The organism is Shinella sp. S4-D37, assembly GCF_040812195.1.
Lineage (GTDB): Bacteria > Pseudomonadota > Alphaproteobacteria > Rhizobiales > Rhizobiaceae > Shinella.
In genome coordinates this window covers 467,983-494,708 of the sequence record NZ_JBFNXL010000005.1, presented here as the reverse complement: position 1 = coordinate 494,708, position 26,726 = coordinate 467,983, and the positions used below count along the sequence as shown (strand labels likewise).

Here is a 26,726-nt window from a genome sequence, read left to right as displayed (position 1 = left end):
CAAATCCTGATGCTCCGCGCCGTATTCTTTGCGACGCATTCAGGCGTACCTTGTACCACATGCGACATGAGCGGTGCCCGCGATTCTTGCCAAGCCCTTCGCGCGCGCCGGACCATCGGCCGCCCGGCACGGCGGCGATACCCACGCTTTCCCCAGGCCGCGTGCAAATATCCTCGACCTTCCGGCGCTTCAGGCTGGACTTCTGCGCAGTCATCTGGTATCCGACGCGCCAATCGTCAGCCTTCCGGGCTGCGCGAACGTCTTTTATTTGCCTGACGAGCCATAGGTCGCCGGGCGCCCAACAAACAAAGGAACGGGATTCTCGTGCAGGTACTTGTCCGCGACAACAACGTTGATCAGGCTCTCCGCGCTCTAAAGAAGAAGATGCAGCGCGAAGGCATTTTCCGTGAAATGAAGATGCGCGACTTTTACGAAAAGCCGTCGCAGAAGCGTGCGCGTGAAAAAGCCGAAGCCGTCCGTCGCGTCCGCAAGCTGGCCCGCAAGCGCGCCCAGCGCGAAGGCCTCATCGGCGGTCGTCCCGGCGCCCGTTGATCGGCCGTCTTTTCGACGTTTTCGGATGCAAGACCGGGCGGGGGCGAACATTTCGCCGCCGCCTTTTTTGACGTGAGCGGACGGTTTTTCACGGAAGTGAAAGATTTCCCGTGCAATTGCGGCGCTATCGCCACGCATCTTTGCCGGAATTGCTTTCGCGCATAGCGTATTCGTCGCGCATGAGGCGCGGCAGAAGCCCACTTTGAGGATTCGCACTTGGACATGGCTGCAATTAACGGGTTCCCGACCGACCGCTTCACCCCCTCGGCTGCCCGTCTGCGCCGCCCCCTGATGGCCGCCGTCGCCGCCACCGCCGTCGCCCTCCTCCTGGCCGGCTGCCAGTCGACCGCGACGTCGACGGATGTGCTGAAGGTCGAGCGCGCCCAGGGCTCCGAAGAGAACATCTCCTCGCTCTCGGCCGTCATCGCCGCCAATCCGCAGGATCCGGCGGGCTATAACGTGCGCGGTTCCGCCTATGGCCGCGCCGGCCAGCATCGTCGCGCCATCGACGACTTCAATCGCGCCATCGAGCTCAACCCGCGCTTCTACCAGGCCTATGCCAACCGCGCGCTCGTGGAGCGCAGCCAGGGCGACCAGGCGCAGGCGGCGAGCGACTACAACACGGCGCTGCAGCTCAACCCGAACTATGACGTCGCCTATATCGGCCGCGGCAATCTCTATCGCCAGGCCGGCCGTCTCGACGAGGCGTTCCGCGACTTCAACCGCGCCATCCAGCTCGACACGACCGATCCGCGCGCCTATCACAATCGCGGCCTGATCTTCCAGGCCCGTCGCCAGCACGACAAGGCGATCGAGGATTTCTCGAAGGCCATCTCGCTCTCGCCGAACTCGGCCGAGCCCTATAACGGCCGCGGCATCTCCTATGCCGCGCAGGGCGACGACGACAACGCGTTCCAGGACTTCAACACGGCGATCAACCTCGACGGCAAGCTCGCCGAGAGCTGGGCGAACCAGGCACTGATCTATGAGCGCCGCGGCGAGATGGCCCGCGCCGCCAAGTCCTATTCGCACGCCCTCAGGCTCGACCCGAACTACAAGCCGGCCAAGGACGGCCTCGCCCGCACCCGCGGCGCGGCAAGCGCCGCAAAGCCCGCCTGACAGACAGGGAAACATTCCCAGCAAAAAGCCCGCGATCGTCTCGCGGGCTTTTTTTCGTTCCGGCCGGCAAACCCTTTAGAGTCTGTCTGGTTCAGAATGAACCTGACAGACTGGAGGTTTTTTGTTTTCGTTTATCTCCTCGGGAAAACCGGTTCCCACTTTTCCCTGACAAACTCTAGTGATTCATCGCCTTGACGATGTCGTCGGTCATCTTCTTGGCGTCGCCGAGCAGCATCATCGTGCCGTCCTTGTAGAACAGCGTGTTGTCGATGCCGGCATAGCCGGAGCCGAGCGAGCGCTTGACAAAGAGGCAAGTCTTGGCCTTGTCGACGTCGAGGATCGGCATGCCGTAGATCGGCGAGGACTTGTCGTCGCGCGCGGCCGGGTTCGTCACGTCGTTCGCGCCGATGACATAGGCGACGTCGGCCTGGGCGAATTCCGAGTTGATATCTTCAAGCTCGAACACTTCGTCATAGGGCACGTTCGCCTCGGCGAGCAGCACGTTCATGTGGCCCGGCATGCGGCCGGCGACCGGATGGATCGCGTATTTCACCTCGACGCCGTTCTTCTTCAGCGCATCGGCAAGCTCGCGCACCGCATGCTGCGCCTGCGCCACCGCCATGCCGTAGCCCGGCACGATGATGACCTTGGAGGCGTTCGCCATGAGGAAGGCCGCATCGTCGGCGGAACCCTGCTTGACCGTGCGCTGCACGCCGTCGTCCGCCGCTGCCGCGCCGCTGTCGCCGCCGAAGCCGCCGAGGATGACCGAGATGAACGAGCGGTTCATGCCCTTGCACATGATGTAAGAGAGGATGGCACCCGAGGAGCCGACCAGCGCGCCGGTGATGATGAGCGCGAGGTTGCCGAGCGTGAAGCCGATGCCGGCCGCCGCCCAACCCGAATAGGAATTGAGCATGGAGACGACGACGGGCATGTCCGCGCCGCCGATCGGCACAATGAGCAGCACGCCGAGCGCCAGCGCCAGGACGACGATCAGCCAGAAGTCCATATGGCTTTCCGACAGCGTCAGGCCGACGATGAAGAAGACGATCGCGGCCAGCAGCACGATGTTGATGACATGCCGGTAGGGCAGCATGATCGGCTTGCCGGACATGCGCCCATCGAGCTTCAGGAAGGCGATGATCGAGCCGGTGAAGGTGATCGCGCCGATGGCGGCGCCGAGCGCCATCTCGACGAGCGCCTGGCCGTGGATTTCTCCCACCTGGCCAATGCCGAAGGAGACAGGCGAATAGAGCGCGGCGGCGGCCACCAGCACGGCGGCAAGGCCGACAAGCGAGTGGAAGCCGGCCACGAGCTGCGGCATCGAGGTCATCGGGATCGAGCGGGCGATCCAGGCCCCCGCGCCGCCGCCGACGGCAAGGCCGAGCACGATGAGCACGAGGCCGCCGAAGGACGGCGTCGCCAGAAGCAGCGTCGTGCCGATGGCGATGCCCATGCCGATCATCCCCAGCATGTTGCCGCGGCGGCTGGTCGTCGGATGCGACAGGCCGCGCAGGGCCATGATGAAGAGAACCCCGGAAACGAGGTAGAGGAAGGCTGCAAAGTTAGCGTTCATCGGGCCGGCCTCACTTCTCTTTTTTCTTGTACATCGCCAGCATGCGCTGGGTGACGAGGAAGCCGCCGAAGATGTTGACGGAGGCGAGGATGAGCGCGACGAAGCCGAAGCCGGTCGCCACCCCCGAGAGCGAGATGCCGACGGCCAAGAGCGCACCAACGACGATGACCGAGGAGATCGCGTTGGTGACGGCCATCAGCGGCGTGTGCAGCGCCGGCGTCACCGACCAGACGACATAATAGCCGACGAAGATCGACAAAACGAAGATCGCGAGGCGGAAGACGAAGGGATCGATCGCACCGCCGGAAACGCCGTGGGCTGCGGCAGCGGCCGCATCCGGCACATATTCGGAGGCGGCGCGAACGGCCTCCACGGCGCGTTCCAGGTCGGTGATCGCCTTGTCCAGAAGCTCGTTCGCCATCACTTGCCCTCCCCTTGCTGAACCGAGCCGCCGAAGTTCGGATGCACAACGGCGCCGCCATTCGTCAGCATCGTCGCCTTGACCAGTTCGTCCTCGACATTGACCGAGACCGACTTCGTCTCCTTGTCGACCATGGTCTCCAGGAAGGTCAGCAGGTTCTTGGCGTAGAGCGCCGAGGCGGAGGCCGCGATGCGGCCGGGCACGTTGAGATAGCCGATGACCTTGACGCCCTCGACCTCGGCGATCCCGCCGGGCTCCGCGCCTTCGATATTGCCGCCGCGCTCGACCGCGAGGTCGACGGCGATGGAGCCGGTACGCATGGCCGCCAGCATCTGGCGCGTGACGAGCCGCGGCGCGGGGCGGCCGGGGATGAGGGCCGTCGTGATGACGATGTCCTGCTTGGCGATATGCTCGGCGACGAGCGCCGCCTGTTTCGCCTGGTATTCCTTGGACATTTCCTTGGCATAGCCGCCGGCGGTCTCGGCGGCCTTGAACTCGTCGTCCTCGACGGCAATGAACTTCGCGCCGAGCGAGGCGACCTGTTCCTTGGCGGCCGGACGCACGTCCGTCGCCGAGACGGCCGCGCCGAGGCGGCGGGCCGTGGCGATGGCCTGCAGGCCGGCGACGCCGGCGCCCATGACGAAGACCTTGGCGGCCGGCACGGTGCCGGCAGCGGTCATCATCATCGGCATGGCGCGATCGTATTCATGGGCGGCGTCGATGACGGCCTGATAGCCGGCGAGGTTCGCCTGCGAGGACAGGATATCCATCGACTGGGCACGGGTGATGCGCGGCATCAGTTCCATGGCAAAGGCGGTGAGACCGGCACCGGCCATCTCGGCGATGGCCGTCTCGTTGCCGTAGGGATCCATCGTGGCGATGACGATGGCGCCGGACTTGTAGGTCGCGATCTCGGCCGAGGTCGGCCGGCGTACCTTGAGGACGACATCCGCCGTCCTGGCCTCCTGCGGCCCGACGATGCGCGCACCGGCGGCCTCGTAGTCGCCGTCCGGGATGCGCGAGGCAAGGCCGGCACCGGCCTCCACCAGCACATCGAGCCCCAGGCCCTTCATTTTCCTGACTGTTTCGACGGAACCCGCGACGCGGCCCTCCGCCGGATCACTTTCCCGTGCTACAAAAACACACTGACTCAAACCGTGGTCCTCCCCCCGAGACTGGCCGTGTTGGGTCACGGCGCCGGATGGCGCCGTGCGACAAACCGCGAATGCGGCTTTTCAGGTCAACGCAGCAGGAAGTAGCCGACGACGTTGAGAATGATCAGGAGCAGGACGCTCGAGAAGAAACCGGCGCTGGTGAAGAAGCCTGCAGCCATGGCGATCAGCAGCGCGACGCAGAACAGCGTGCCGTATTTGGCGCCGGCGACGAAGAAGTCGTAGGTCTTCTCGTGCTCCGGGTAATCCATCGCAGCGCCCGTCTCGACCGGTCCGGAATGATGTTCAGCCATAGTCTACCTTCTCCTAAGCACCGCACCCGCTGGCGGAAAAAGCCACCCGGCAGGCGCAGGAAACAGAATCCCTCAAGCGTGAAGACACGCGTCTTTCTGGCCATACACAATGGATCGGCAAAGCGCAACGGCAAGCCGGGCAGAGCGTTTCGACCTTTCTCGTTTCCGAAACGGAACGAGCCGGTTTCGCGCGAAACCGGCCCGGCATGCGACATCTCGGCGCAGGCGCTTCACCCGGCGAAGGCATTCCCGGAAAACTGGATGCGTTCGCCGCCGAAATGGGCCCTACGCGCGGTCGGGCGCACGGTCAGCGGGCTGAACGGCAGGTCGTCGCCGCGGGCGAACATCATGCGGCGCTCGTAGGGCTCCGACTTGAAGAACGGGAAACGCTTGTAGAGCGAGGGCAGCGTCTCCTTGACGTTGGTCGCCAGCAGCATCAGGTCGATGATGAACTTGCCCTGGTTGCTTTTCGGCGAGGCGACGAAATCGGCGTCGAAGACGCGCTTGTAGAAGGCCGAATGGGCGGGCTTGACCATCTGCACGCAGCGATCGGTCTGGAAATAGTCCGTCGCCATGGTGGCGATGCGCAGCGTCAGATACGGGATCGCCGGCATCTCGCTCCAGATCTCCGGATCGGCGGCGAGGCGCACCGGGTCGATGAGCGACATGCCGGCATCGAGGAAGGCGTTGATCTCGTCGGGAAACACCTTTCCCGACGAGGTAACGCGGTGCTCGGGCGTCACATGGTGCAGGCGCACCGTCGAGATGAGCCGCTCCTCGTAGTAGATGCCGAAGACGTAGGCGTGGCTGTCGAAATCGACCTCGTCGATGAGGACCGCCTGCTCGTCGAGATGCATGACCGCGCCGGCCTTGTAGGCCTTGTAGCGGATGCGGGCGACGTCTTCCATGTCCTCGCCCGTCTCCACGCGGCGATACTCGATCCTGTCGAGCAGTGCCAGAAGCTTGTCCGAAAAGCGGTTGGTCGCCGTCTCTACGCTGGCCATTGTCCCCGTACCCCGATTGAAAAACGCCGGCAGCCACCGCGCTGCCACTCTTACAATCGCCGATATAAGACAATTTGTGTAAAATACCATTTATTAACCTTAATATATGGTTAACGCTAATTTTGAAGACGCTGATGCAACGCACCGGCTTCATGCGTCACGGAAGAAGGCGGCGGGAAGGATCAGGCGACGCGGCGGCCGCGGCGGCCGGAGGAGGAACCGCCGGATTTGCGGGCAAGCGTCTCGTAGAGATCGCGCAGCGCATCGGGCGACATGGGTGCGGCGAAGACATAGCCCTGCACGAGATCGGCGCACTGGTGCTTGTTGATGAGCGCAAGCTGCTCGCGCGTTTCCACGCCCTCGATGACGATGCGCAGACCGAGTTCGCGGGAGAGGTTGACCGTGCCGCGCAGCAGCTTGAAGCGACGCGGGTCCTCGCCGATATTGCGAACGAAGGAACGGTCGATCTTGATGACGTCGAGCGGCAGCTGGTCGAGATAGCTGAGGCTGGAATAGCCGGTGCCGAAATCGTCGATGGCGATGGTGATGCCGCGGGCACGCAGCTCCTGCAGGATCGCCTGTACCTTGACCGGCTCTTCCATGAGGCAGCTCTCGGTGACTTCCAGATGCAGCCGGTGCGGCGCAAGCCCCGCCGCCTCCAGCGCCTCGGCGACGAGGTCGATGATGCCGGTGCCGCGCAGGTCCTGCACGGAGAGGTTCACCGAAACGCCCATATGCGCCGGCCAGCCCGCGCAGTCGGCGCAGGCGCGCATGATCATGAAGCGCGTGATCTCGGAGACGATGCCCATCTCCTCGGCAAGCTGGATGAAGACGTTCGGCGGCACCGGGCCGCGCTCGGCATGCGTCCAGCGCGACAGCGCCTCGCAGCACTCGATGCGCGTGCCGTCCGGCACGAACATCGGCTGGTAGGCGACCGACAGCGTGTTGCCGGTGAGCGCCTCGCGCAGGTCGTCCTTCAGCTTCTGGCGGTCCATGTAGCGCGCGTCCATCTCCTGCTCGAAGACGGTGACGCTGCCCTTGGCGCGCGACTTCGTCTCGAACAGCGCGAGGTCGGCGCGGATCTGCATTTCCTCCAGCCGGAAATCGTCGCTCGGCACCATCACCGCGCCGGCGCTGAAGGAGACGAGGAAGGTCAGGCCGTCGAAGTCGTAATTGCCGCGCAACTGCTCGTGGAAGCGGCGCATGCGCGTCTCGAGGTCGCGGCGGTTCGTCTCGTTGGGGAAGAAGAGGATGAATTCGTCGCCCATCAGATGGCCGGCAAGCACCTTGTCGCCGGCAAGCCGGCGCAGGCGCTCGGCGATGGCGCAGAGCAGCCGATCGCCGGTGACGTGGCCCTTCATGTCGTTGACATGCTTGAAGTCGTCGACGTCGAGCACCATGAAGCCGACCGTGCCGGGTTTCTTGCGCTCGCCCAGCGCCTCCTGCACGAGATCGGCGAAATAGGTGCGGTTCGGCAGGCCCGTGAGGCTGTCGTAGCGCACCATGTGCAGGATCTTCTTTTCCGCCCGAACGCGCCCGGTCACGTCCTCGAAGATCAGCACGGCGCCGCCGTTCTCGCGCGGCGAGGCGGTGAATTCCAGATAGAGCCCGTCGGTGACCTGGACCAGCGCGCGCGAGCGCTCGCCCTTCAGCAGTTCGTCGAGCTGGCGCAGGATCATCCGGCTCTGCTCGGTATTGAGGAAGGTGTTGCGCACGCCGAACCTGAGGACGACGTCGAGATGGCAGTCCTTCAGCCGCTCCTGGTTTCCGAGGTGCAGGAGTTCGCAGGCCCGGCGGTTGGCGACGAGGATGCGATGATCGGCATCCAGCATGAACAGGCCGTGCGGCATGTTGTTGAGCGCCGTGTCGAACCGGTCGGCGATGATGGAGACCTCGCGCGTCGCCAGCACGTTCTTGTAGAGGAATTCGCGCACCCCGTTCGCCATCATGCGCGTGGTCATCACGAAGGGCAGGATGAGCACCGCGAGCACCGCGTGGTAGAAGTCCTGCAGGCCCAGGAAGCCGACGACCATGGGGAAGCAGGCCGAGAAGGTCATGTAGTCGACCGCCCGTTTCGAGCCGCAATTGCGCCCGACGACGGAGACCATGGTGGCGAGCGTCACCGCGATCGTGGCGAGTTCGGCGAAGCTGTCGCGGCTGAAGAGCAGGCTGTAGCCGCAGGATGTGCCGAGCGCCAGCGTCGTGCCGACGGCGCCGAGATTGTACCAGTTCTCCCAGTAGCGGATGCCGTCCATGTCGAGCGCCGCATGGTCCACCCGGTCGAAGTGGCGCATGCCGACGGCACGCAGCGACCAGATCGCGACGACGAGGCCACTCCAGATCAGGAAGAAGGGATCGGCGGTCTTGGCGTAGACGAAGGAGAATGTGATGACATGCGAAATCATGCCCACGAAAAGGGTCTGGCGGTTCCCGTACAGCGAACTGACGAACGACAGGTAGACATCAGCCGGCAGGTTTTGACCCTTATCCTTCATGGACTCGGCACTCCCTATGACACGAGAGGGTTACCGGCCAAAATTTAATGAATGATTTCGGGAAATTACCCAATAACAAGGGTATTGCCCGGCAATATTGCACGTTCGTTCAACCAGGGGAAGATGCATTCAACCTAATATTGTAATAAAGCCGGATTTCGGGAGAGAACTCAACCTGGCATACATCAATTGTGTAATTTCCTGACTCCGACACGACACAGTATTACGCTGCGGCAAAGCGAAAAAAAGCAACCTGCAATCGCTGTTTGCAGACCCTTGGTTAACGGAGCGTCGCCGGCAAGCCTACAAACCTATCGATGCCGGCGCGACCGCGCGCCGCCTACCGCCAGCAAACGGCAGGTCCGTCGTCATTTCGCCGAAATGGGGGAATTGACTGCCGCCGGATTTGATAGCAAATCGTCAATTGGTATTTCTTTTCCGGAGCCCATCATGTCGAAACCCGTCGTCGCCATTCCCGCCGATATCAGGGAAATCGAGGGCAACGTCTGGCAGGCCACCCCGAACCAGTATGTGCGCGCCGCCGTCAAGGGTGCAGACGTCACGGTGTTCCTTGTGCCGGCGCTTGAGACGGACAACGATTTCGACGGCATTCTCGACCGGGTGGACGGGCTCCTCGTCAGCGGCTCGCGCACCAATGTGCACCCCTCGCTCTACGGCAGGGAAGCGACCGAGGCGGAAGGTCCCTATGACACAGCGCGCGACGCCACCAGCCTGCCGCTGATCAGCCGCGCGCTGGAGCGCGGCATTCCGCTGCTCGCCATCTGCCGCGGCATCCAGGAGCTGAACGTCGTGCTCGGCGGCACGCTCGCCAACGAGATTCAGGACCAGCCCGGCATGTGGGACCACCGCAAGCCCGACACGCCCGTGCTCGACGTCGCCTACGGCATCCGCCAGACGGTTCGTGTCAAGGAAGGCAGCTGCCTTGCCGCCGTCATCGGCGCCGGCGAGATGCAGGTCAATTCGCTGCACCGGCAGGCGATCTCCGACATCGCGGCGCGCCTTGCCGTCGAGGCCATCGCCGAGGACGGCACGATCGAGGCCGTCTCCGTCATCGGCGCCAAGGCCTTCGCGGTCGGCGTGCAGTGGCATCCGGAATACTGGGTCGGCTCCGACCAGCCGTCGAACAGGCTGTTCGCCGCCTTCGGCGAAGCCGTTCGCGACTATGCCGCCGCCAAAGGGGCGGCCGCGCACCGCACCGCCGCAGAATAGTCGCTCAATCGGCCGAAATCATCGTGATCATGGCGTCGGCGGGCTCCACGGCCTCATAGGCAAGGCCGTCGCCGTCGACGACGGTCAGGATGGCCTCGCCTTGCGCGTCGGCGACGATCACCGTTCCATCGCCGTTCTCGAGCCAGGTGCGCGCTGCCGAAAGGCGCGGCCAGACCGCGTCGCAGTCGCCATCGGCGGTGAAGCGTTCGCTGCGGCTCGAAATGCGCTCGCCGCGCTCGGCAAGGCAGGCGGTGTTCGCAACCACGTTGGAAATGGTGTAGCTGTGCTTCGCCGCCGCCGAGGCGGGGACGGAACCCGTCGTCACCGCATCGATCGGCCCTGTCCGGCCCGCGGCGAGGCTCCAGAGGCCCAGCGACAACGCGCCGGCCGCAGCGGCGATCATCAGCGTCTTCATGGGGCTCTCCTTCGCGATCGACTCGACCGGAAAAGCATGCGCCTGCGAAATTGCCGAAAGGTTAACGAAGGCTTTCCGGGCCGCGGCCTGCCTTTCGCGTGAAGGGCGTCTCGGACACCGGCGTCAGGGCCGCGCCGCGCTCGAACCAGGCGAGGAGATTGTCCGCCACGAGATCGGCCATGGCATCGCGCGTCGCCACCGAGGCCGAGGCGACATGCGGCAGGAGCGAGACGTTCGGCAGGTCGAGCAGCGCCTGCGGCACATTCGGCTCGTCATAGAACACGTCGAGCCCCGCCGCCGCGATCACGCCGTCCTTCAGCGCTCCGGCAAGCGCATCCTCGTCGACCGTCCAGCCGCGCCCGACATTGATCAGCACGCCGTCCGGCCCCAGCGCGCGCAGGATGTGCGCGTCGATCGTCTTGTGCGTCTCGGCCGTCTTGGGCACGATGGCGATCAGGATATCCACCGCCTCCGCCAGTTCGGCGAGCGAGGGATGGTAGGCAAAGGGCACGCCCGCCCGCGGGCGCCGCGTGTGATAGGCGATTTCGATGCCGAAACCCTTCAGCCGCTCGGCGATCGCCATGCCGATGCGGCCGAGGCCGTAGATGCCGGCCCTGCGGCCGCGCAGGCTGAGCGGCGTCAGCGGGAAGGCGCCCTCGCGCACCCAGCGCCCCTCGCGCAGCCAGGCCTCGGCCTGCGGGAAACGGCGCAGCGTGTTGAGCAGCAGGCCGATCGTCGTGTCGGCCACCTCGTCGTTCAGCACGTCCGGCGTGTTGGTTACGGTTATGCCGCGCGCGGCCGCGGCCGCCACGTCCACGCCGTCATAGCCGACGCCGAAGCTCGAAATGATCTCCAGCGCCGGCAGGTGCTCGATCATCGCCGCATCGAGCCCGCCGGAGACGGCGACGCCGGAAATGCTCGCCGCCTCGGAACGGGCGAGCAGCGTCGGGTCGGACCGTTCGATGCGCACCACGTCGAAGGCGTCCTTCAACCGGTCGAGCACGCGCTCGCGGATCGTACCGGGCACGAGAAGACGTGTCTTGGCCGTCATGGCGGAATCTCCCTTTGCCTGGTGCTCAGCCTTCCGGATGGGGCTTCAGCGGACCGGTGGATTGCCGGATGCGCATTTCCGGCTTGATGAGGTGGATGCCGTCAGGCTCGTGGCTGCCCGAGAGCTTGTCGAGCAAAGCGCGGGCGGCGTTGCGCCCGACCTCGGACTGGCCGTTCCAGACGGTGGTGAGCGCGGGCGTGGCGATCGCCGCCTCCTCCAGGTCGTCATAGCCGGTGACGGAGACGTCGCGGCCGGGCACGAGGCCGGCGCGGGCGATGCCGTTCATCAGACCGATCGCCACGAGATCGTTCCAGCAGACGGCCGCGGTCGGCTTCTGCGGCAGCGAGAGGAAATGCACCGCCGCCTCGAAGCCACCCTGCTTGGTGCGCGGGCCGGGAATGCGCAAGGACGGATCGACCTCGATATTGGCCTTGCGCAGCGCGTTGACATAGCCCTGGTAGCGGTCGCGGCCGGTCGACGTCTGGTCCGTGCCGCCCACCATGGCGATGGTGCGGTGGCCGAGGCCGATCAGGTGGTTGGTGGCGAGCGAGATGCCGTAGCTGTCGTCGCCGCGGAAGATCGGCACGTCCAGCCCGTCGATCGAACGGGCGATCAGGATCGCCGGCATGCCATTGTCCTCGGCAAGCCGGATATCCTCCGGCGGCGTACCGATGGCCGGCGACATGATGACCCCGTCGCCGCCGAGCTGCAGCAGCGTCTCGACGAAATTGCGCTGCTTTTCGACCGAATCGTAATGGTTGGAGAGGATGAAGGTCTGCCGGTCGCGGTCGAGCTCGCTCTCGATGGCCTTCAGGATTTCCGCATAGAACGGGTTCATGATGTCGTGCACGACGACGCCGATGATGCCGGAGCGGGAGGTGCGCAGGCTGGCGGCGCGGCGGTTGTAGATATAGCCGAGCGCGCGGGCCTGTTCCTTGATCTTTTCACGCGTGGAGGCCGCGACGAGCGGACTGTCCCTGAGCGCAAGCGATACCGTCGCCGTGGAAACACCGAGCGTTTCCGCGATGGTGGAAAGCTTGATTTTCTGTGCCACGACTCCTCCCCGACGAACGCCGAGCAACGCGGCGTTTAAAACCGTTTATTTAAACAGTTTAAATCTCGTCGGCAACTGCCTTTTCGACCTCGCGCGGCGCATCCGCCAGGCCCCCGTGCAGGTTCTCGTCCATGGCGCGCAAGAGCTTGAGCAACTGGCGCACGTCCTTCTCGCTCAGGCCTTCCGCCGCCTGCTGCTCGCTGATCCGGGCCGCCTCGGTGATGCGGTCGACGGAGGCCTCGCCAGCTTCGGTGAGGTGCACGACGGTGAGCCGGCCGTCCGTCTCGTCCGGCCGCCGCGCCACGAAACCTTGGGCCTCCAGGCGTCCGATCGTGCGCGTCATGGTCGGCGCCTTGACGCCGAGCCGGGCGGCGAGCGCGCCGGCGGTCAGGCCCCCCTCTTCCGCCAGCGCCAGGATCACACCGTCCTGGCCCGCATAGAGGCCGGTGGCGAGAAGGTTGCGCGACAGCACGGTGCGCATGGAGCGGGCCGCATTGACGACGGCGGCGGCAAGGCCTGCGCCGGAGACGTCTTCGTGCCCCTTCTTCTTCTTGCCCTTCTTGCCGTCCTTGTGCTTCTTGCCCATCGATCGCCTCCGCCTTACCGTTCCCTGCATCACCCTTGCATCGCGGGCATGGCCTTGTATGACTCATGTGACAGTCGGGCGGCAAGACGGGACAGAGGCAGACGATGACGCATCCCAAGCTGCGATGGAGCGAGAACGACCCGGCTCTGCCAGCCAAGGACCGCGCGGAGTGGATCGCCGTTCTGCCGCTCGGCGCCCATGAGGGCCACGGCCCACACCTGCCGCTGGAGACCGATACGCTGATCGCCGAGGGGATATCCGCGCGGCTGATGGTCGTGCTGCCGGCGCACCTGCCCGTCACCGTCCTGCCCACGGAGCCCGTCGGCTATTCGCCGGAACATCTCGACGTGCCGGGCACGCGTTCGCTCGGCTATGCGGAAGCGGTGGAGCGCTGGCTGGGCCTTGCGGAGGACCTGCATCAGAAGGGCGTGCGCAAACTCGTCCTTTTGAACGCACATGGCGGCAATTCGCCGCTGATGGCGATCGTCGCCACCGAGGCCCGCGTGCGCTTCAACATGCTGGTCGTCGCGACGGCCTGGACCCGTTTCGGCCAGCCGGACGGTTGGATCGCGCCCGAGAACAAGGCGATCGACATCCACGGCGGCGATATCGAGACCTCCGTCATGCTCGCCCTCCATCCGGATCGCGTCCGCATGGACAGGGCGGAACATTTCGGCTCGCGGCAGGCGGAGTTCGCCGCGCGCTTTGCCCATCTGCGCGCCTATGGCCCGCACGCCTTCGGCTGGAAGATGGCCGACCTCAACCCGAAGGGCGTCGCCGGAAACGCGGCGGCGGCCACCGCGGAACGGGGCGAAGCGCTGATCGCCCACGCCATCAGCGGTCTCGTCGCCCTTCTGGAGGATGTTGCGGCCTTCGACGTGGAGGTGCTGCGCTGAAGAAGCGCCGGACGGTTTTGCATGACAGCAAGAGCCGGATCGCATTTGCGCTGGCCGGTCCGATCTCCTATATCAGACGCCAACCGGACGCCGCACGCGTCCCCGCCATCGCTCGAGGTTCCCATGACCGAAACAGCCCTTCCCAAGCCCATTCCCGTCACCGTGCTCACCGGCTATCTTGGCGCCGGTAAGACGACGCTGCTCAACCGCATCCTGACCGACAACCACGGCAAGAAATACGCCGTCATCGTCAACGAATTCGGCGAGATCGGCATCGACAACGACCTCATCGTCGAATCCGACGAGGAAATCTACGAGATGAACAACGGCTGCATCTGCTGCACCGTGCGCGGCGACCTGATCCGCGTGGTGGAAGGCCTGATGCGCCGCCCCGGCCGCTTCGACGCCATCATCGTCGAGACGACGGGCCTTGCCGATCCTGTACCGGTCGCCCAGACCTTCTTCATGGACGACGACGTGCGCCAGAAGACCGAACTCGACGCCGTCGTGGCGCTGGTCGATGCCAAGCACCTGCCGCTGCGCCTGAAGGACAGCCGCGAGGCCGAGGACCAGATCGCCTTCGCCGACGTCGTGCTGATCAACAAGACCGACCTCGTCAGCCCGGAAGAGCTGGCACGGATCGAGGCGACGGTACGCGTGATCAACCCGTCGGCCCGCATCCACCGCACCACCCGTTCCGAGATCGACCTTTCCAAGGTTCTCGACCAGGGGGCGTTCAACCTGGAACGGGCGCTGGAAAACGATCCGCATTTCCTCGACCACGATCACCCGGACCATGTCTGCGGCCCCGATTGCGGCCATGACCATCATCATCACGACCACGATCACCACCATCATGATCACGACCATCACCACCACGATCATGACCATGGCCACCACGACCACGACGTCTCGCCGATCCATGACGTCACGGTGCAGTCGATCTCGCTGCGCGGCGGCGAGATGAACCCGGACCGCTTCTTCCCGTGGATCCAGAAGATCACCCAGACGGACGGCCCGAACATCCTGCGCCTCAAGGGCATCATCGCCTTTGCCGGCGATGACGAGCGCTACGTCGTGCAGGGCGTGCACATGATCGTCGAGGGCGACCACCAGCGCGCCTGGAAGGACGGCGAGAAGCGCGAGAGCCGCCTCGTCTTCATCGGCCGCGACCTCGACCGCGAGAAGATCGAGCGGACCTTCAAGGCCTGCGAGGCGCAGCAGGCATGATGCCGGGACATGTGAAACGCTGCCCTGAGACCGTCCTGCGCATGAGAGACGAGACCTGATGCCGACCGTCGCCCCTCTCGATCTCGACGGCCACGTCGTCGCGGCCGCCTTTCTCGGCGACGTGCCGTTCTTCGCCGCCGCCTCCGGCGCGATCCATCGCCTCGATCATGGCCAGAAGGTCACGGAGGCGCATGACGGGCTGCTCGCCTGCATTCGCGACGAGGCGAACGACACGCTGATCACCGGCGGCGAGGACGGCAAGGTGCAGCGCGTGGCCGCCGACGGCACCGCGACGCTTCTTGCCGAGGTGCCGCGCAAGTGGATTTCCGTCGTCGCCGCCGGGCCGCAGGGCGCGGTCGGCTTCGCGGAGGGCCGCACGGCGCGCGTGCGCCTCGCCGACGGCACGATCAAGGAATTTGCCGAAAGCCGCTCGGTGGAAGGCATCGCCTTCGCGCCGAAGGGCCTGCGCATCGGCGTGGCGCGCTACAACGGCGCCTCGCTGCACTGGTTGGCGATGGCCGGCCAGCCGGTCGACCTGGAATGGAAGGGCGCCCATACCGGCATCACCTTCTCGCCCGACGGCCGCTTCGTCGTCACCAGCATGCAGGAAAATGCCCTGCACGGCTGGAAGCTCGACACCAAGCCCGGCGCCGATACCCGCCACATGCGCATGACCGGCTATCCGGCCAAGGTGAAGTCGCTCTCCTGGTCGGTGAAGGGCAAATGGCTCGCCTCCTCCGGCGCGCCGGCGGCGATCGTCTGGCCGTTCTCCGCCAAGGACGGGCCGATGGGCAAGCCGCCGCTGGAGCTGGGCACGCGCGCCGACGTGATGGTGACATCCGTCGCCTGCCATCCCGCCGAGGAGGTCGTCGCCATCGGCTATTCCGACGGCATGGTGCTGGCTGCAAGGTTCGCCGACAGCCGCGAGGTGCTGCTGCGCCGCCCCGGCAAGGGCGCGATCACCGCGATGGCCTGGAGCAGGAACGGAAAGCTTCTGGCTTTCGCCAGCGAAGCCGGCGATTGCGGCGTCATCGATCTTGCGGGATAGGAGCGGCATCGTCGCCCGCCTCCCCTGAAAGCGGGAAGACCCGGGAGAGCGATGCTCTTCCGGGCCCACGGACCGCACGGGCGGGGATGGATGCGGTCAGTGCTTGCGCTTCTTGCAGCCGCAGTCGCTACCGCCGAGTATCCCCAGCGTGTTGCCGTTGAGGATGCCCGACAGGGTGCCGTTGAGCACGCCGTTCAGTACATTGTTGCCGTGATTGTCGCTGAGGATGTTGCCGACCCCGACGCCGACACTCGGGGCGACCACGACGCCGCCCGTCCTGTTGTTGTTCAGGATGCCGAGGCCGCCGAGCAGGCCGCCAGCCGAGGCCTGGCCGGCACCGGCGATTGCGAGGACGGTTGCGATAGCGATGATACGGGTCTTGTTCATGCTCTCTCTCCTTCGGTTGCGCACCTTGCTGATGCACAATCGAAGGTAATATAAGCATCGATTAACTCAACCGGATTCCCTAGTCGTAGCAAATAGTTAACCATAACGTAGACAAGTTTAACAGTTTCCAACCAATAGCACTTATAGATAGTATAAATTGCCATATCCGGTTTAATATCAACCTTTGAGAGAATTTTTAACCATGCAACTTTAGGATTCTGTTCCAGAAACGGACAGGAGCAGAATCCGATGCGCTTCCTTGGCGGCCTCCTTTGCGCGGCGTCGATGCTGGCCTGGCACAACCCGGCAAACGCCGATTCAACCTTCGATTACAAGATCGGCACCGACTGGAGTTCGAATATTTTTCAGGATGCAAGCGACCTTCCAGCCTCTTTCAGCGAGGCAAAGCTCGCCTTGCGCGGCAGTCTGGCGCTGGAGGACTCCCAGTTAGCCTATGCGCTGAGCGCGAGCGCCCGGCGCGTTGCGAAATATCGTTTCGCCGACCAGCGCACGGCCGGGCTGGAGCTTGGCTACACCCGTGATCTCGGCAGGGCGGTGAAATTGACGCTGAAGGGCGCATCCAGCGTCGGCGCAACGGCGACCTGTTTCTCGCCTTGCCCGGCGCGTTGATCGGCTATCGCAAGGACGACGTCTTCGCGTCGGCGAGCGCCGGCGTGACGGTCGACCATTGGGGCGGCCGCAGCCACCTGACCGCGACCGTCTCGAAACTCGATCGGGGCAAGGCGCATTTCACCCTTGCCGACCTGAACCCGACGCAGCTCGAAGCCGGCTACGGGCTGCTCGACGTCGCCGGCGGCCATATCCGCCCACTGCTCGGCGGCGAGGCCGGCGCGACGCTGCAATACAGGGCAAGCCGCATCGGCGATGACGAGCGCAGGACGTTCGGGCGCTTTCCGGCCGAAACGCTGCGCGGCTCGCTCGCCTATGGCCGGGCCTACGCCAACGGCATCATCCTGATGGCCGAGGCTGGCGTCGTCGGCATCGCCAGCGCCTATCTCGGCACGACCGTGGAGCGCGCTCGCCCCTTCCTCAAGGGCGAGGTGGCCTGGCAATTGCCGCGCGGCACCGTGCTGAAGGCGAAACTTGCGCGCGACATCCAGCTTGCCGATATCGACGATCCGCTCGGCGAGGACGTGCGCACCGTCGGCCTCTCGCTGGAAAAGGCGCTGACGGAGAAGCTGAAGGTCACCCTCGCCTATGAGCAGGCCCAGAGCGACTGGCTCTACTACGACTACCGCACCCGCACGAAATCGCTCGCCGCCACGCTGGCCTATACATTGCCCAAGGGCGCGACAGTGGCTTTGGAATACAGCCGTCTCGTGCGCCGCGAAAACGACAAGGCCGCCGACTTTAAGGTCGACGGCCTTGCTGTTCGGTTTGCCGGCTCGTTCTGAGGGCCTCACCATTCCAGTTCGAGATGCGGGCGGCCGTTCGACGTCTTCTCCGCCGTTCTGCCGGTCTCGTCGACGGTGCAATGCACACGCTGGCGGAAGGCGGAAAAGCTGTCGAAGGTCACCACGTCGACCGGCTCGTCGAAATGCAGCACCATGCGGTAGCGGCGGGGCTCGCCCGCCAGCGCCTGCACGCCCCGCACCTCGGCATCGAAGGGCTGGCCGAGATAGTGGCCGCGCACGCGCGCGCCGAGCATCCACGGATTGAACGGCGGCCGGTTGCCGACGACCGCATGCAGCGTGTTCCAGTCGCGAAAGCCGTATTGGGCGGCGATGAGTTCGAGGGCACGGGAATGAGAAACGGCCTGGCCGCCGTCGCAGAAGCGGGCACGAAGCCGCTTTGCCTGGTCCTTCAGGGCGTCGAGCGATGGAAGAGGCGTCGACGATGGACGCATGTCGGATCTCCAGTGGGCGCATGCGTCTTTTCGGAGGGAGCCCGCATTGCCACCGGTTCGCATGCCTGATGCTGGAAGACCGATTGTCCTGTAAGAGAGACTTCACCAAAGCTTGCGCTCGCGGACGGCAGGGGCTCTCACCCTGCCTCCGCACATAAGGCCTTGCCGGCCGTCTGTCAAATCCGGCCCGTCTCAGGCCGCCCTGCGCAGCTCCGTTCCCACCCGGCGGCGGCCGCTTGCGACGAGCACGCCGGCGGCGCCGTTGAGCCAGCCGTCCTTCAATTCCAGCCCGAGGAAGCGGCGGCGCTCGAACGGGCCGGGCATGACGAGGTGCTGCGCCGGCTCAGTGAAGAAGCCGAAGCGCTCATAATATTCCGGATCGCCGACCAGCAGCACCGCGCCGTGGCCGCGGCCCTGCGCCTCGGTGATCGCCGCACGCATCAGCGCGCCGCCGATGCCCCTACCTTCGTGGTCGCAATCGACGGCGAGCGGGCCGAGCAGCAGGGCCGGCACGGCATTGCCGTCGGAATCGACGCCCGCCTCGACATTCCACAGGCGCACGGTGCCCACGACATGGCCGTCCGCATCGCGGGCGACGAGTGCGAGGCCTTCGGCCGGCACGCGGCCGCGGCGGATCTTTTCCGACGACTTGCGAAAGCGGGCCTCGCCCATGACGCGGTCGAGCAGGCGCTCGCGCGCCACGACGTCGCCGGCATTTTCCTGGTCGATGGTGAAGGCGGCATGCGCGAAGAACGCGCGGACAGAATCAAGAACAGTGGCCATCTCCGGGCCTCCCGTGCTCAAAACCGATTCAAACGGTATCCGGAACGAATTGTGGCGGTGGCGCTCCCGCAGGGACGGGAGCGCCGGGTGGTCAGATGACGTAGGCCTTGAGCGGCTCGAAGCCGTTGAAGGCGACGGCCGAATAGGTCGTCGTGTAGGCGCCGGTGCCCTCGATCAGAACCTCGTCGCCGATCGAAAGGGTGATCGGCAGCGGATACATGTTCTTCTCGTACATCACGTCGGCCGAATCGCAGGTCGGGCCGGCGAGCACGCAGGGCTCCATCGCGTCCTGATCGCGGGCGGTCCGGATCGGGTAGCGGATCGCCTCGTCCATGGTTTCGGCAAGGCCGCCGAACTTGCCGATGTCGAGGAAGACCCAGCGGTGGTTGTCGTTGTCCGACTTCTTCGAGACGAGAACGACCTCCGCCTTGATGACGCCCGCATTACCGACCATGCCGCGGCCCGGCTCGATGATGGTTTCCGGGATCTGGTTGCCGAAGTGCTTCTTCAGCGCACCGAAGATCGCCTGGCCATAGGCTTCGGCAGACGGAACGTCGCGCAGGTACTTCGTCGGGAAGCCGCCGCCCATGTTGACCATCTTCAGCTCGATGCCCTGCTTGGCAAGCTGCACGAAGACGCGCTTGGCATCGGCGAGCGCCGAATCCCAGGCGTCGAGCTTAGTCATCTGCGAGCCGACATGGAACGAGACGCCATAGGACGTCAGGCCGAGCTGGTGGGCGTAGACGAGCACGTCGACGGCCATCTGCGGCACGCAGCCGAACTTGCGCGACAGCGGCCATTCGGCGCCCTCGCCATCCGTCAGCACGCGGCAGAACACACGGGCGCCGGGCGCGGCACGGGAGATCTTCTCGACTTCCTCATGGCTGTCCACGGCGAAGAGCGAGACGCCGAGCGCATGGGCCTTGGCGACGTCGCGCTCCTTCTTGATCGTGTTGCCGAAGGAGATGCGCGAGGCGGTCGCACCGGCATCGAGCGCCATTTCGATTTCGGCGACGGACGCGCAATCGAAGTTGGAGCCCATGGAGGCGAGCAGGCGCAGCACTTCCGGCGCCGGATTGGCCTTGACGGCATAGTAGATGGCGCTGTCGGGCAGCGCGTGGCGGAACGCCCTGAAATTGTCGCGCACGACATCGAGGTCGACCACGAGGCACGGGCCGTCGGGACGTCGGGTGTTCAGGAAGTCGATAATGCGTGCAGAGGCCATGTCGGTATTCCCCATATCCAGGTTGCTCCGGGAACAATCCCAGAGGACAAAGGGCAGAATGCAAGCACGCTCTGGAACCAGCCGGTGGAGACCCCGGAACCAAGCATGCGCATCATGCGCGAACGGTGAACCGAAGCCCGCCTAGGCTTCAATTCGGCTTTGTCTGCCATGGATTGGCGGGAGAACCCGACCGCACGTCCGGCAATGAAGGTGTGCCTCTTCAGTAATCCCGGCTGATGGAAAGCCGGAAGACACCAGAAAGGCCCGCACCGTCGTTGCTTCAAGATGTCCTCGCTCTTCCGGTTGGCCGGAGAAACGACTGGAGGGGTTAATTCCAGGTACCTTACCGATTTCCTCACCAAATCGAGGGTCGGCGGACACCCACAGGCACGTGCGACTTTGGGCAAGGGGGAGATAAGAAGAATCGCTGTCGTAATCAAGAGGTTTTTTGCGGAATGCTATTGAAAATATTCTGCCAGCCACGACATTCGCCGGACTGGCTTTCCAGAGAATGATGAAACGCACCGGCCTTTCGTTCTGGCCGCAGCCGCGTGGGGACACATGGACACACTGACCCGAATCCGGGCCTTCATCGACGTCATCGATGCCGAGGGCTTTTCCGCCGCCTCCCGCAAGACCGGCCGGTCCAAGGCGCTCCTGTCGAAATATGTGCGCGAGCTGGAAGACGAGCTCGGAACGCTTCTCCTGAACCGCACGACCCGCCAGTTCTCGATGACCGAGGCCGGCCATACCTATTACCGCACCGCCTCCGACATCCTGAAGGAGATCGACAACCTCGCCGATCTGGTGCGCGAGAAGAACACGGACCTGCGCGGCAAATTGAAGGTCTCCGCCCCGCGCACCTTCGTCGACGCCGATATCGGCCAGTCGCTCATCGACTTCGGCAAGGAACATCCGGAACTTTCCCTGGAAATCGTCTCGGACGACCGCTTCGTCGATCTCGTCGAAGAGGGCTTCGACGTCGCCGTGCGCATCACGCGCCTGGAGGATTCGGCCCTCATCGCGCGCAAGCTCGGCGATTTCTACCTGAAGATCTGCGTGAGCGCGGAGTTCCTGGAGCGGGTCGGCCCGATTAACCACCCGAGCGACCTCGCACGCCTGCCCTGCATCATCGACACCAACGGCAAGTCGCACAGCAACTGGCGCTTCGTCGACGAGAAGGGCAGCGGCTTTTCGGTGCCCGTCAGCGGCCATATCGAGGTGAACAGCCCGACGGCGGCGGTGCGCGCGGCGGCAAGCGGCCTCGGCGTCGCGCAGGTGCCGGCCTTCATTGCCCGCCATTGCCTCGACAGCGGCAAGATCGTCTCGATCCTGGAGGATTATCTTCCAACCGACCGCGGCATCTACGCGATCTACCCGCACCGCCGCTATCTGCCGGCGAAGGTGCGCGCCTTCGTCGATTTCCTGCACGGCTGGTTCCGCCGCAATCCCGGCATAGAGGCATAGGGCACCGCGGCAAGGTCCCAATTCCGACCCATTTGCATTACATTCAGCCGGTCGATCCTGAACGCTGCCGCAAGAGGACATATCCCATGCGCTTCCTCCCCCTCCTCGTTGCCGGAGCAGCCTGCGCCGCCCCGGCTGCGGCCCTCGCCCATCCGCATATCTTCGCGGAAGCGCGGCTGGAAGTGGTGGCTGGCGAGGACGGCACGGTCAGCGAATTGCGCAATGTCTGGCGCTTCGACGAGATGTTCTCGGCCAGCGTCGTGATGGACTTCGACAACAACAGCAATGCGGCACTCGATCCGGACGAACTGGCGGACGTCGGCCGGACCGTTCTCGAATCGCTGGAGGAGTTCAGCTACTACACGACGATCACCGAGGACGGGAAAGCCATCAAGGTCGCCAGGCCCGACGCGATCAACGTCGACTACCAGGACGGACAGCTCCTGATGTTCTTCACCGTCAAGCCGGGCGAGGCCATGCCGCTCAAGGGCAAACTCACCTTCGGCGTCTACGATCCCACCATGTATGCCGCCATGGACTTCGCCTCGGACGACGACCTCATCACCGTCGGCGACAAGTTCGCCGCCTGCAAGCGGACCGTCGTGCGGCCGGACCCGGACGAGGTGCTCGCCCAGAACCAGGACAGCCTGACGGAAGCCTTCTTCAACGATCCGACGGGCACCGACATGTCGAAGCTCTTCGCCACCCGCCTGGAGCTGACATGCTGATGCGCGGCCGGGCTCTCGTCCTTCTCACGCTGACGCTCGTAATCGCCGCGACCGCCGGCCTTGCCCACGCCCAGTCGCCGCTCGGTATCGGCTCGGCCGAACCCGGCTTCAACACGACGGGCACCTTCGGCAGCCTGTTCGGCTGGATCAACGCGCAACAGCAGGGCTTCTACCGCGCCATGACCGGCGCGCTGAAGGAGATGCGCGAAAATCCCTGGGCCGCCTCCACGCTGGTCGGCCTCTCCTTCGCCTACGGCGTCTTCCATGCCGCCGGCCCCGGCCACGGCAAGGCCGTCATCTCCTCCTACATGCTGGCAAACGAGGTCGAGCTGAAGCGCGGCGTCTTGCTCTCCTTCCTCTCCTCGATCCTGCAGGGCATCGTTGCCATCCTGCTCGTCGGCGCGGCCTATCTCTTCCTGCGCGGCACCACGGTCTCGATGACCGATGCCACCCGCGCGCTCGAAATCGGCAGCTATGCCCTCATCGCCCTTTTCGGCGCCTGGCTGCTCTTCAGGAAGCTGCGGCCGGCGCAGCGGCGCGCCTCTACGCTCGGCGCGCAGGCGGTCGAGGTGCACGATCATGGCCACCACGGCCAGGCCCATCACCACGACGCCGGCGAAATTTGCGCGACCTGCGGCCATGCCCATGCGCCGGATCCCTCGCTCCTCAAGGGCGAGCGCTTCGCGCTACGCGAGGCCTGGTCGGCCATCGTCGCCGTCGGCCTCAGACCCTGCTCGGGTGCGCTGATCATGCTCAGCTTCGCGCTTCTGAACGGCCTTTACCTCGGCGGCCTGCTCGCCGTCCTCGCCATGTCGATCGGCACGGCTATCACCGTGTCCACCCTCGCGATCCTCGCCGTCACGGCCAAGGGTGCGGCCGTGCGCTTCGCCGGCAGCGGCTCGGCCGCCGCCCGCGTCGGCACCGCCATCGAGATCGGCGGCGCGGCGCTGGTCATGGTGCTGGGAGTGCTGCTGCTCGGCGCGGCGCTGCAGGGCTAGTTGCCGCGGCTGCGCTGATAGCGCGCCCGCAGCCAGAAGAGCAGGAAGAAGCCGAGCACGAGCAGCGTGCCGAAGACGCCCGCCAGCCACGGCGAGACGTCGCCGAGCGCGATCATCACGCGCGGCAGGAAATAGAACACCACCCCCGTGCCGAGGAGGATGAAGAGCGCCGCCAGCGCCGGCGACCTGCCCTTGCGTTCCGGCTCGCCGCTCATGCCGAAATCCCGGCGCGGATGTCTTCGAGACGGCGCTTCTGCCGGCCCTCGGCATCGAAATTGTCAGGCGACAGCCAGGCATCGAACGCCTTGGCGAGGACCGGCCATTCCCCGTCGACGATCGAGAACCAGGCGGTATCGCGGTTCTCGCCCTTGGAGAGCATGTGCTGGCGGAAGACGCCCTCGAAGGTGAAGCCGAGGCGGGCGGCGGTGCGCTTGCTCGCCGCGTTGCCGTTGTGGCACTTCCACTCGTAGCGGCGATAGCCGAGATCCTCGAAAGCATGTTTGGCGAGCAGGTACTGCGCCTCGGTGGAGAGCGGCGAACGGGACATGCCGCCGCCATGGGCGATGCCGCCGATCTCGACGACGCCGTTCGCGGGATCCGGCCGCATGTAGTGCGCCATACCGACGACCTTGCCGGCCGCCTTGTCGATGATGACCTCGCGCACCCAGCCGGACGCGATCGCGGCTTGCGACCAGGCATCGAAATCCTCGATGCCGGCAAAATCGGCCTGCGTGAAATAGCGCAGCAGCGGATTGATCTCCATGCCGCCGAACGCATCCCAGAGCGCCTGGAGGTGTTTTTCACGCTGATAGGGCTCGATGCGCACGGTGCGGCCTTCGAGAGCGACGGGGGCCGGCGGCGGGCAGCCCTTCCAATCCGTAAGATCGCGCATGAAAATCCTCCTTCGGTCTTTGGCGAAGGGATAGAGCAGGCGGCCTGCGCGCGCAATGTGGAAAGCGGGGAGCGGCGTTCGGCCGCTCCCCGTAAGGTTCAGACCGTGGCGGCGGAAACCGTCGCCTCGATATGGTCGACCAGCGCGTCGGCAAGGCCGAGGCGGCCGGCAAGCAGGTCGAGATAGCCGCGCTCGGCGCGCGACTTCGGCTCGATGGCGAGGCGCGAGGCGGTGTAGAGTTCGACGCGCTGCTCTTCCGTCGTCGCCGCGGCGATGATCGCATCGAGATCGACCGGATTGGCAAGCTCGTCCTCGAGGAACTGCGCGGCATCGGCGCCAAGGCCGGAGACCTTCAGCTTGTCCATGATGCGCTCGCGCTCGGCCTCGTCGATATGGCCGTCGGCGCGCGAGGCGGCGATCATGGCGCGCACGAGGATGAGGGCGAAATCGGTGCTGACGGCCTCGGGATGGAAGCCGGAATCGGTCGGCGGGGGCAGCAGTTCGGGCGTGGAGCCTTGCGCCGTCTCGGCCGGGTTCTGGCCGGCCTTGTAGTTCTTGTAGGCCTGGTAGCCGAGGCCGGCGATGGCGGCGAGGCTGCCGAGCTTCAGCGCGGAGCCGGCGACCTTGCGCCCGCCGTCCGTGCCGAGCAGGACGCCGGCAATGGCGATGGTGGCAAGCGGATTGTCCTTGGCAAGCTGCGTCACCTGGCCGGCGCGATCGCGCACGGATCCACCGGCGCCGGGCACCTGCGAACCGAGGAACTGGTCAAGCAACTTCTTGGCGTCAAACATGGGCGGTCTCCGTTTCGCTTGTTCTCTTGCATCGCAAGGGCCGACTGCGAGGCAAGATAGGAATGCACGACCGCAATTACAAACGCATAACGGGCGACCGAGGGCCGCCCGCCTGCAAATCCGCTGAACCTGCCTGCCTCAGCCCTTCAAGGCCGCGGCTTCCGCAGCAAGCTTGGTGATGCCCGCCCAGTCGCCCTTGGCGACGAGGTCCTTCGGGGCGACCCAGGAGCCGCCGACGCAGACGACATTGGGCAGAGAGAGGTAATCGCGGGCATTGGCAAGCGAAATGCCGCCCGTCGGGCAGAACAGCGTGCCGGCGAGCGGCGAGGACAGCGACTTCAGGTAAGCGGCGCCGCCCGCCTGCTCGGCCGGGAAGAACTTCAGCACCTGGTAGCCCTCCTCGCGAAGGCCCATGACCTCGCTGGCGGTGGCTGCGCCCGGCAAAAGGGGGACTTCCGAATCGGCGGCCGCGTCGATCAGCTCCTGCGTCGTGCCGGGGCTGACGATGAACTGCGAGCCGGCCTCGACGGCCGCCTCGAACTGCGCGGCGTTGAGGATCGTGCCTGCGCCCGCAACGGCGCCCTCGACCTCGTTGGCGACCGCGCGGATCGCCTCCAGCGCCGCAGGCGTGCGCAGCGTGATCTCGATGGCCTTGAGGCCGCCCGCCACCAGCGCGCGCGCCAGCGGAACGGCGCTCGAAACGTCGTCGACGACCAGCACCGGAACCACCGGCTGCAGCTTCAGGACGGAAAGGAGCTTGGCGTTCTTCTCGCTCATGGCACCACCTTTTAAAACGATTGAATTTGAATCCGAATAGCGCGTCTGCGACGTCGTGTCGAGCCTAAAGCACAAAGGCTTGTCTTGTCATGGCAGACTTATCGTGTAGTCTTCCCCTCGCCCAAGCCCATCTCCAACAGCGAAAGCGAGCCTATGGCGAAAGAGATCGAGCGGAAGTTCCTGGTATCGGGCCAGCGGTGGCGCACCTTCGCGGATGACGGCATCGCCATACGGCAGGCCTATGTCGTCGCCCAGGACGACCGGTCGCTGCGGGTCCGCATCTACGGCAACGGGCAGGCGCGCATCACCCTCAAGGTCGGGCATACCGCGCTGGTGCGCGACGAATACGAATTCGAGATCGATCGCGACGAGGCCGAGGACATGCTGCGCCACGCCATCGGCAATGTCATCTGCAAGGTGCGCTATAAGGTGCCGCACGAGGGCCATGTCTGGGAGGTCGACGTCTATGACGGCGCCCATCGCGGGCTGGTGATCGCCGAGGTCGAGCTCGCATCGATCCATGACGACCCGGCGCTGCCGAACTGGGTGGGCCGGGAAGTGACGGGCGAAAGCCAGTATTCCAACCAGTCCATGGCGCTCGGCATGAGCGAGGGCGCGCAGCTGCACCGGCTCGCCTGAGCCGCTACGCCGCATTGCCTGGAAAGCGGC

Annotated in this window: 30 protein-coding genes; 12 read left to right on the top strand and 18 right to left on the bottom strand. The window is 65.2% G+C overall.

Going from position 1 to position 26,726, the window contains the following annotated elements; translation table 11 throughout:
- The first annotated feature begins 324 nt into the window (after positions 1-324).
- Positions 325-552, top strand: coding sequence for a 30S ribosomal protein S21 (rpsU, locus tag AB3G45_RS09870; RefSeq protein ID WP_024270893.1), 228 nt, complete (start codon positions 325-327; stop codon positions 550-552).
- A 291-nt stretch (positions 553-843) separates the two neighbouring features.
- Positions 844-1,671 (top strand): tetratricopeptide repeat protein, encoded by an 828-nt coding sequence (locus AB3G45_RS09865; RefSeq protein WP_367833549.1) that lies wholly within the window; start codon positions 844-846, stop codon positions 1,669-1,671.
- 175 nt (positions 1,672-1,846) lie between these two features.
- Here the strand turns inward: AB3G45_RS09865 and AB3G45_RS09860 are convergent, their stop codons facing one another.
- From AB3G45_RS09860 to AB3G45_RS09835, 6 genes are all read right to left on the bottom strand, one after another.
- The gene (locus AB3G45_RS09860) at positions 1,847-3,247 is read right to left on the bottom strand and encodes an NAD(P)(+) transhydrogenase (Re/Si-specific) subunit beta (protein ID WP_367830380.1); all 1,401 of its coding nucleotides are present in this window, start codon (positions 3,245-3,247) and stop codon (positions 1,847-1,849) included.
- Positions 3,248-3,257: 10 nt separating this feature from the next.
- Positions 3,258-3,668, bottom strand: a complete 411-nt coding sequence (locus AB3G45_RS09855) for an NAD(P) transhydrogenase subunit alpha (RefSeq protein ID WP_023515780.1) — start codon at positions 3,666-3,668, stop codon at positions 3,258-3,260.
- On the bottom strand, positions 3,668-4,822 hold the full coding sequence (locus AB3G45_RS09850; protein WP_367830379.1) for a Re/Si-specific NAD(P)(+) transhydrogenase subunit alpha: 1,155 nt from the start codon (positions 4,820-4,822) through the stop codon (positions 3,668-3,670). The genes AB3G45_RS09855 and AB3G45_RS09850 overlap by 1 nt, the downstream gene beginning before the upstream one ends.
- Before the next feature lie 86 nt (positions 4,823-4,908).
- Positions 4,909-5,133: an aa3-type cytochrome c oxidase subunit IV gene (locus AB3G45_RS09845; RefSeq protein WP_367830378.1), complete on the bottom strand. Its 225-nt coding sequence runs from the start codon at positions 5,131-5,133 to the stop codon at positions 4,909-4,911.
- A gap of 230 nt (positions 5,134-5,363) precedes the next feature.
- A complete protein-coding gene (locus tag AB3G45_RS09840) occupies positions 5,364-6,137 on the bottom strand; it encodes a hypothetical protein (RefSeq protein ID WP_367830377.1) in 774 nt (257 codons plus the stop codon).
- Between the two features lie 182 nt (positions 6,138-6,319).
- Entirely contained in the window at positions 6,320-8,632 is a 2,313-nt protein-coding gene (locus AB3G45_RS09835) for a putative bifunctional diguanylate cyclase/phosphodiesterase (RefSeq protein ID WP_367830376.1), read from the bottom strand.
- Positions 8,633-9,082: 450 nt separating this feature from the next.
- Here AB3G45_RS09835 and AB3G45_RS09830 point away from each other — a divergent pair, with 450 nt between their 5' ends.
- Complete coding sequence (locus AB3G45_RS09830) at positions 9,083-9,862, top strand: gamma-glutamyl-gamma-aminobutyrate hydrolase family protein (protein ID WP_367830375.1); 780 nt, start codon at positions 9,083-9,085, stop codon at positions 9,860-9,862.
- A gap of 4 nt (positions 9,863-9,866) precedes the next feature.
- On the opposite strand, the gene AB3G45_RS09825 is transcribed toward AB3G45_RS09830, so the two are convergent.
- The 4 genes from AB3G45_RS09825 to AB3G45_RS09810 form a co-directional block, all read right to left on the bottom strand.
- Complete coding sequence (locus tag AB3G45_RS09825; protein ID WP_367830374.1) at positions 9,867-10,277, bottom strand: hypothetical protein; 411 nt, start codon at positions 10,275-10,277, stop codon at positions 9,867-9,869.
- 61 nt (positions 10,278-10,338) lie between these two features.
- Positions 10,339-11,328, bottom strand: a complete 990-nt coding sequence (locus tag AB3G45_RS09820) for a 2-hydroxyacid dehydrogenase (RefSeq protein ID WP_367830373.1) — start codon at positions 11,326-11,328, stop codon at positions 10,339-10,341.
- A gap of 25 nt (positions 11,329-11,353) precedes the next feature.
- Positions 11,354-12,382, bottom strand: coding sequence for a LacI family DNA-binding transcriptional regulator (locus AB3G45_RS09815; RefSeq protein WP_367830372.1), 1,029 nt, complete (start codon positions 12,380-12,382; stop codon positions 11,354-11,356).
- Between the two features lie 58 nt (positions 12,383-12,440).
- Positions 12,441-12,968, bottom strand: coding sequence for a MarR family winged helix-turn-helix transcriptional regulator (locus tag AB3G45_RS09810; protein WP_367830371.1), 528 nt, complete (start codon positions 12,966-12,968; stop codon positions 12,441-12,443).
- A gap of 104 nt (positions 12,969-13,072) precedes the next feature.
- Between AB3G45_RS09810 and AB3G45_RS09805 the strand changes: the two genes are divergently transcribed.
- The 3 genes from AB3G45_RS09805 to AB3G45_RS09795 all read left to right on the top strand — a co-directional run bounded on the left by AB3G45_RS09805 (position 13,073) and on the right by AB3G45_RS09795 (position 16,142).
- Positions 13,073-13,864, top strand: a complete 792-nt coding sequence (locus AB3G45_RS09805; RefSeq protein ID WP_367830370.1) for a creatininase family protein — start codon at positions 13,073-13,075, stop codon at positions 13,862-13,864.
- A 123-nt stretch (positions 13,865-13,987) separates the two neighbouring features.
- Complete coding sequence (locus tag AB3G45_RS09800; RefSeq protein ID WP_367830369.1) at positions 13,988-15,094, top strand: GTP-binding protein; 1,107 nt, start codon at positions 13,988-13,990, stop codon at positions 15,092-15,094.
- A gap of 58 nt (positions 15,095-15,152) precedes the next feature.
- Complete coding sequence (locus AB3G45_RS09795; RefSeq protein WP_367830368.1) at positions 15,153-16,142, top strand: WD40 repeat domain-containing protein; 990 nt, start codon at positions 15,153-15,155, stop codon at positions 16,140-16,142.
- Between the two features lie 96 nt (positions 16,143-16,238).
- Here AB3G45_RS09795 and AB3G45_RS09790 read toward each other — a convergent pair whose 3' ends face one another.
- Positions 16,239-16,529, bottom strand: coding sequence for a hypothetical protein (locus AB3G45_RS09790; protein WP_367830367.1), 291 nt, complete (start codon positions 16,527-16,529; stop codon positions 16,239-16,241).
- A gap of 249 nt (positions 16,530-16,778) precedes the next feature.
- Between AB3G45_RS09790 and AB3G45_RS09785 the strand changes: the two genes are divergently transcribed.
- Together AB3G45_RS09785 and AB3G45_RS09780 are read left to right on the top strand one after the other, a co-directional pair.
- Complete coding sequence (locus AB3G45_RS09785) at positions 16,779-17,159, top strand: hypothetical protein (RefSeq protein WP_367830366.1); 381 nt, start codon at positions 16,779-16,781, stop codon at positions 17,157-17,159.
- Positions 17,144-17,944: an outer membrane beta-barrel protein gene (locus AB3G45_RS09780; protein WP_367830365.1), complete on the top strand. Its 801-nt coding sequence runs from the start codon at positions 17,144-17,146 to the stop codon at positions 17,942-17,944. The genes AB3G45_RS09785 and AB3G45_RS09780 overlap by 16 nt, the downstream gene beginning before the upstream one ends.
- Before the next feature lie 5 nt (positions 17,945-17,949).
- Here AB3G45_RS09780 and AB3G45_RS09775 read toward each other — a convergent pair whose 3' ends face one another.
- From AB3G45_RS09775 to odc2, 3 genes are all read right to left on the bottom strand, one after another.
- The gene (locus AB3G45_RS09775) at positions 17,950-18,396 is read right to left on the bottom strand and encodes a glyoxalase superfamily protein (protein ID WP_367830364.1); all 447 of its coding nucleotides are present in this window, start codon (positions 18,394-18,396) and stop codon (positions 17,950-17,952) included.
- Positions 18,397-18,588: 192 nt separating this feature from the next.
- Entirely contained in the window at positions 18,589-19,179 is a 591-nt protein-coding gene (locus AB3G45_RS09770) for a GNAT family N-acetyltransferase (RefSeq protein WP_367830363.1), read from the bottom strand.
- A gap of 91 nt (positions 19,180-19,270) precedes the next feature.
- Positions 19,271-20,404 (bottom strand): ornithine/lysine decarboxylase, encoded by a 1,134-nt coding sequence (gene odc2, locus AB3G45_RS09765; protein ID WP_367830362.1) that lies wholly within the window; start codon positions 20,402-20,404, stop codon positions 19,271-19,273.
- Positions 20,405-20,965: 561 nt separating this feature from the next.
- On the opposite strand from odc2, the gene AB3G45_RS09760 reads away from it, so the two are divergent.
- From AB3G45_RS09760 to AB3G45_RS09750, 3 genes are all read left to right on the top strand, one after another.
- Complete coding sequence (locus AB3G45_RS09760) at positions 20,966-21,871, top strand: LysR family transcriptional regulator (protein WP_367830361.1); 906 nt, start codon at positions 20,966-20,968, stop codon at positions 21,869-21,871.
- Between the two features lie 86 nt (positions 21,872-21,957).
- The gene (locus tag AB3G45_RS09755) at positions 21,958-22,599 is read left to right on the top strand and encodes a DUF1007 family protein (RefSeq protein ID WP_367830360.1); all 642 of its coding nucleotides are present in this window, start codon (positions 21,958-21,960) and stop codon (positions 22,597-22,599) included.
- On the top strand, positions 22,593-23,597 hold the full coding sequence (locus tag AB3G45_RS09750; RefSeq protein ID WP_367830359.1) for a nickel/cobalt transporter: 1,005 nt from the start codon (positions 22,593-22,595) through the stop codon (positions 23,595-23,597). Before AB3G45_RS09755 ends, AB3G45_RS09750 begins: the two co-directional genes overlap by 7 nt.
- Here AB3G45_RS09750 and AB3G45_RS09745 read toward each other — a convergent pair.
- The 4 genes from AB3G45_RS09745 to AB3G45_RS09730 form a co-directional block, all read right to left on the bottom strand.
- Positions 23,594-23,812 carry a hypothetical protein gene (locus AB3G45_RS09745; protein ID WP_367830358.1) on the bottom strand — a complete coding sequence of 73 codons (219 nt, stop codon included), beginning with the start codon at positions 23,810-23,812 and terminating at the stop codon, positions 23,594-23,596. The genes AB3G45_RS09750 and AB3G45_RS09745 overlap by 4 nt on opposite strands.
- On the bottom strand, positions 23,809-24,489 hold the full coding sequence (locus AB3G45_RS09740) for a GNAT family N-acetyltransferase (RefSeq protein ID WP_367830357.1): 681 nt from the start codon (positions 24,487-24,489) through the stop codon (positions 23,809-23,811). Before AB3G45_RS09740 ends, AB3G45_RS09745 begins: the two co-directional genes overlap by 4 nt.
- Before the next feature lie 98 nt (positions 24,490-24,587).
- Entirely contained in the window at positions 24,588-25,280 is a 693-nt protein-coding gene (locus AB3G45_RS09735) for a tellurite resistance TerB family protein (protein WP_367830356.1), read from the bottom strand.
- A gap of 138 nt (positions 25,281-25,418) precedes the next feature.
- Positions 25,419-26,057 (bottom strand): 2-dehydro-3-deoxy-phosphogluconate aldolase, encoded by a 639-nt coding sequence (locus AB3G45_RS09730; protein ID WP_367830355.1) that lies wholly within the window; start codon positions 26,055-26,057, stop codon positions 25,419-25,421.
- A 153-nt stretch (positions 26,058-26,210) separates the two neighbouring features.
- Here AB3G45_RS09730 and AB3G45_RS09725 point away from each other — a divergent pair, with 153 nt between their 5' ends.
- Positions 26,211-26,696 (top strand): CYTH domain-containing protein, encoded by a 486-nt coding sequence (locus AB3G45_RS09725; RefSeq protein WP_367830354.1) that lies wholly within the window; start codon positions 26,211-26,213, stop codon positions 26,694-26,696.
- Positions 26,697-26,726 lie beyond the last annotated feature (30 nt).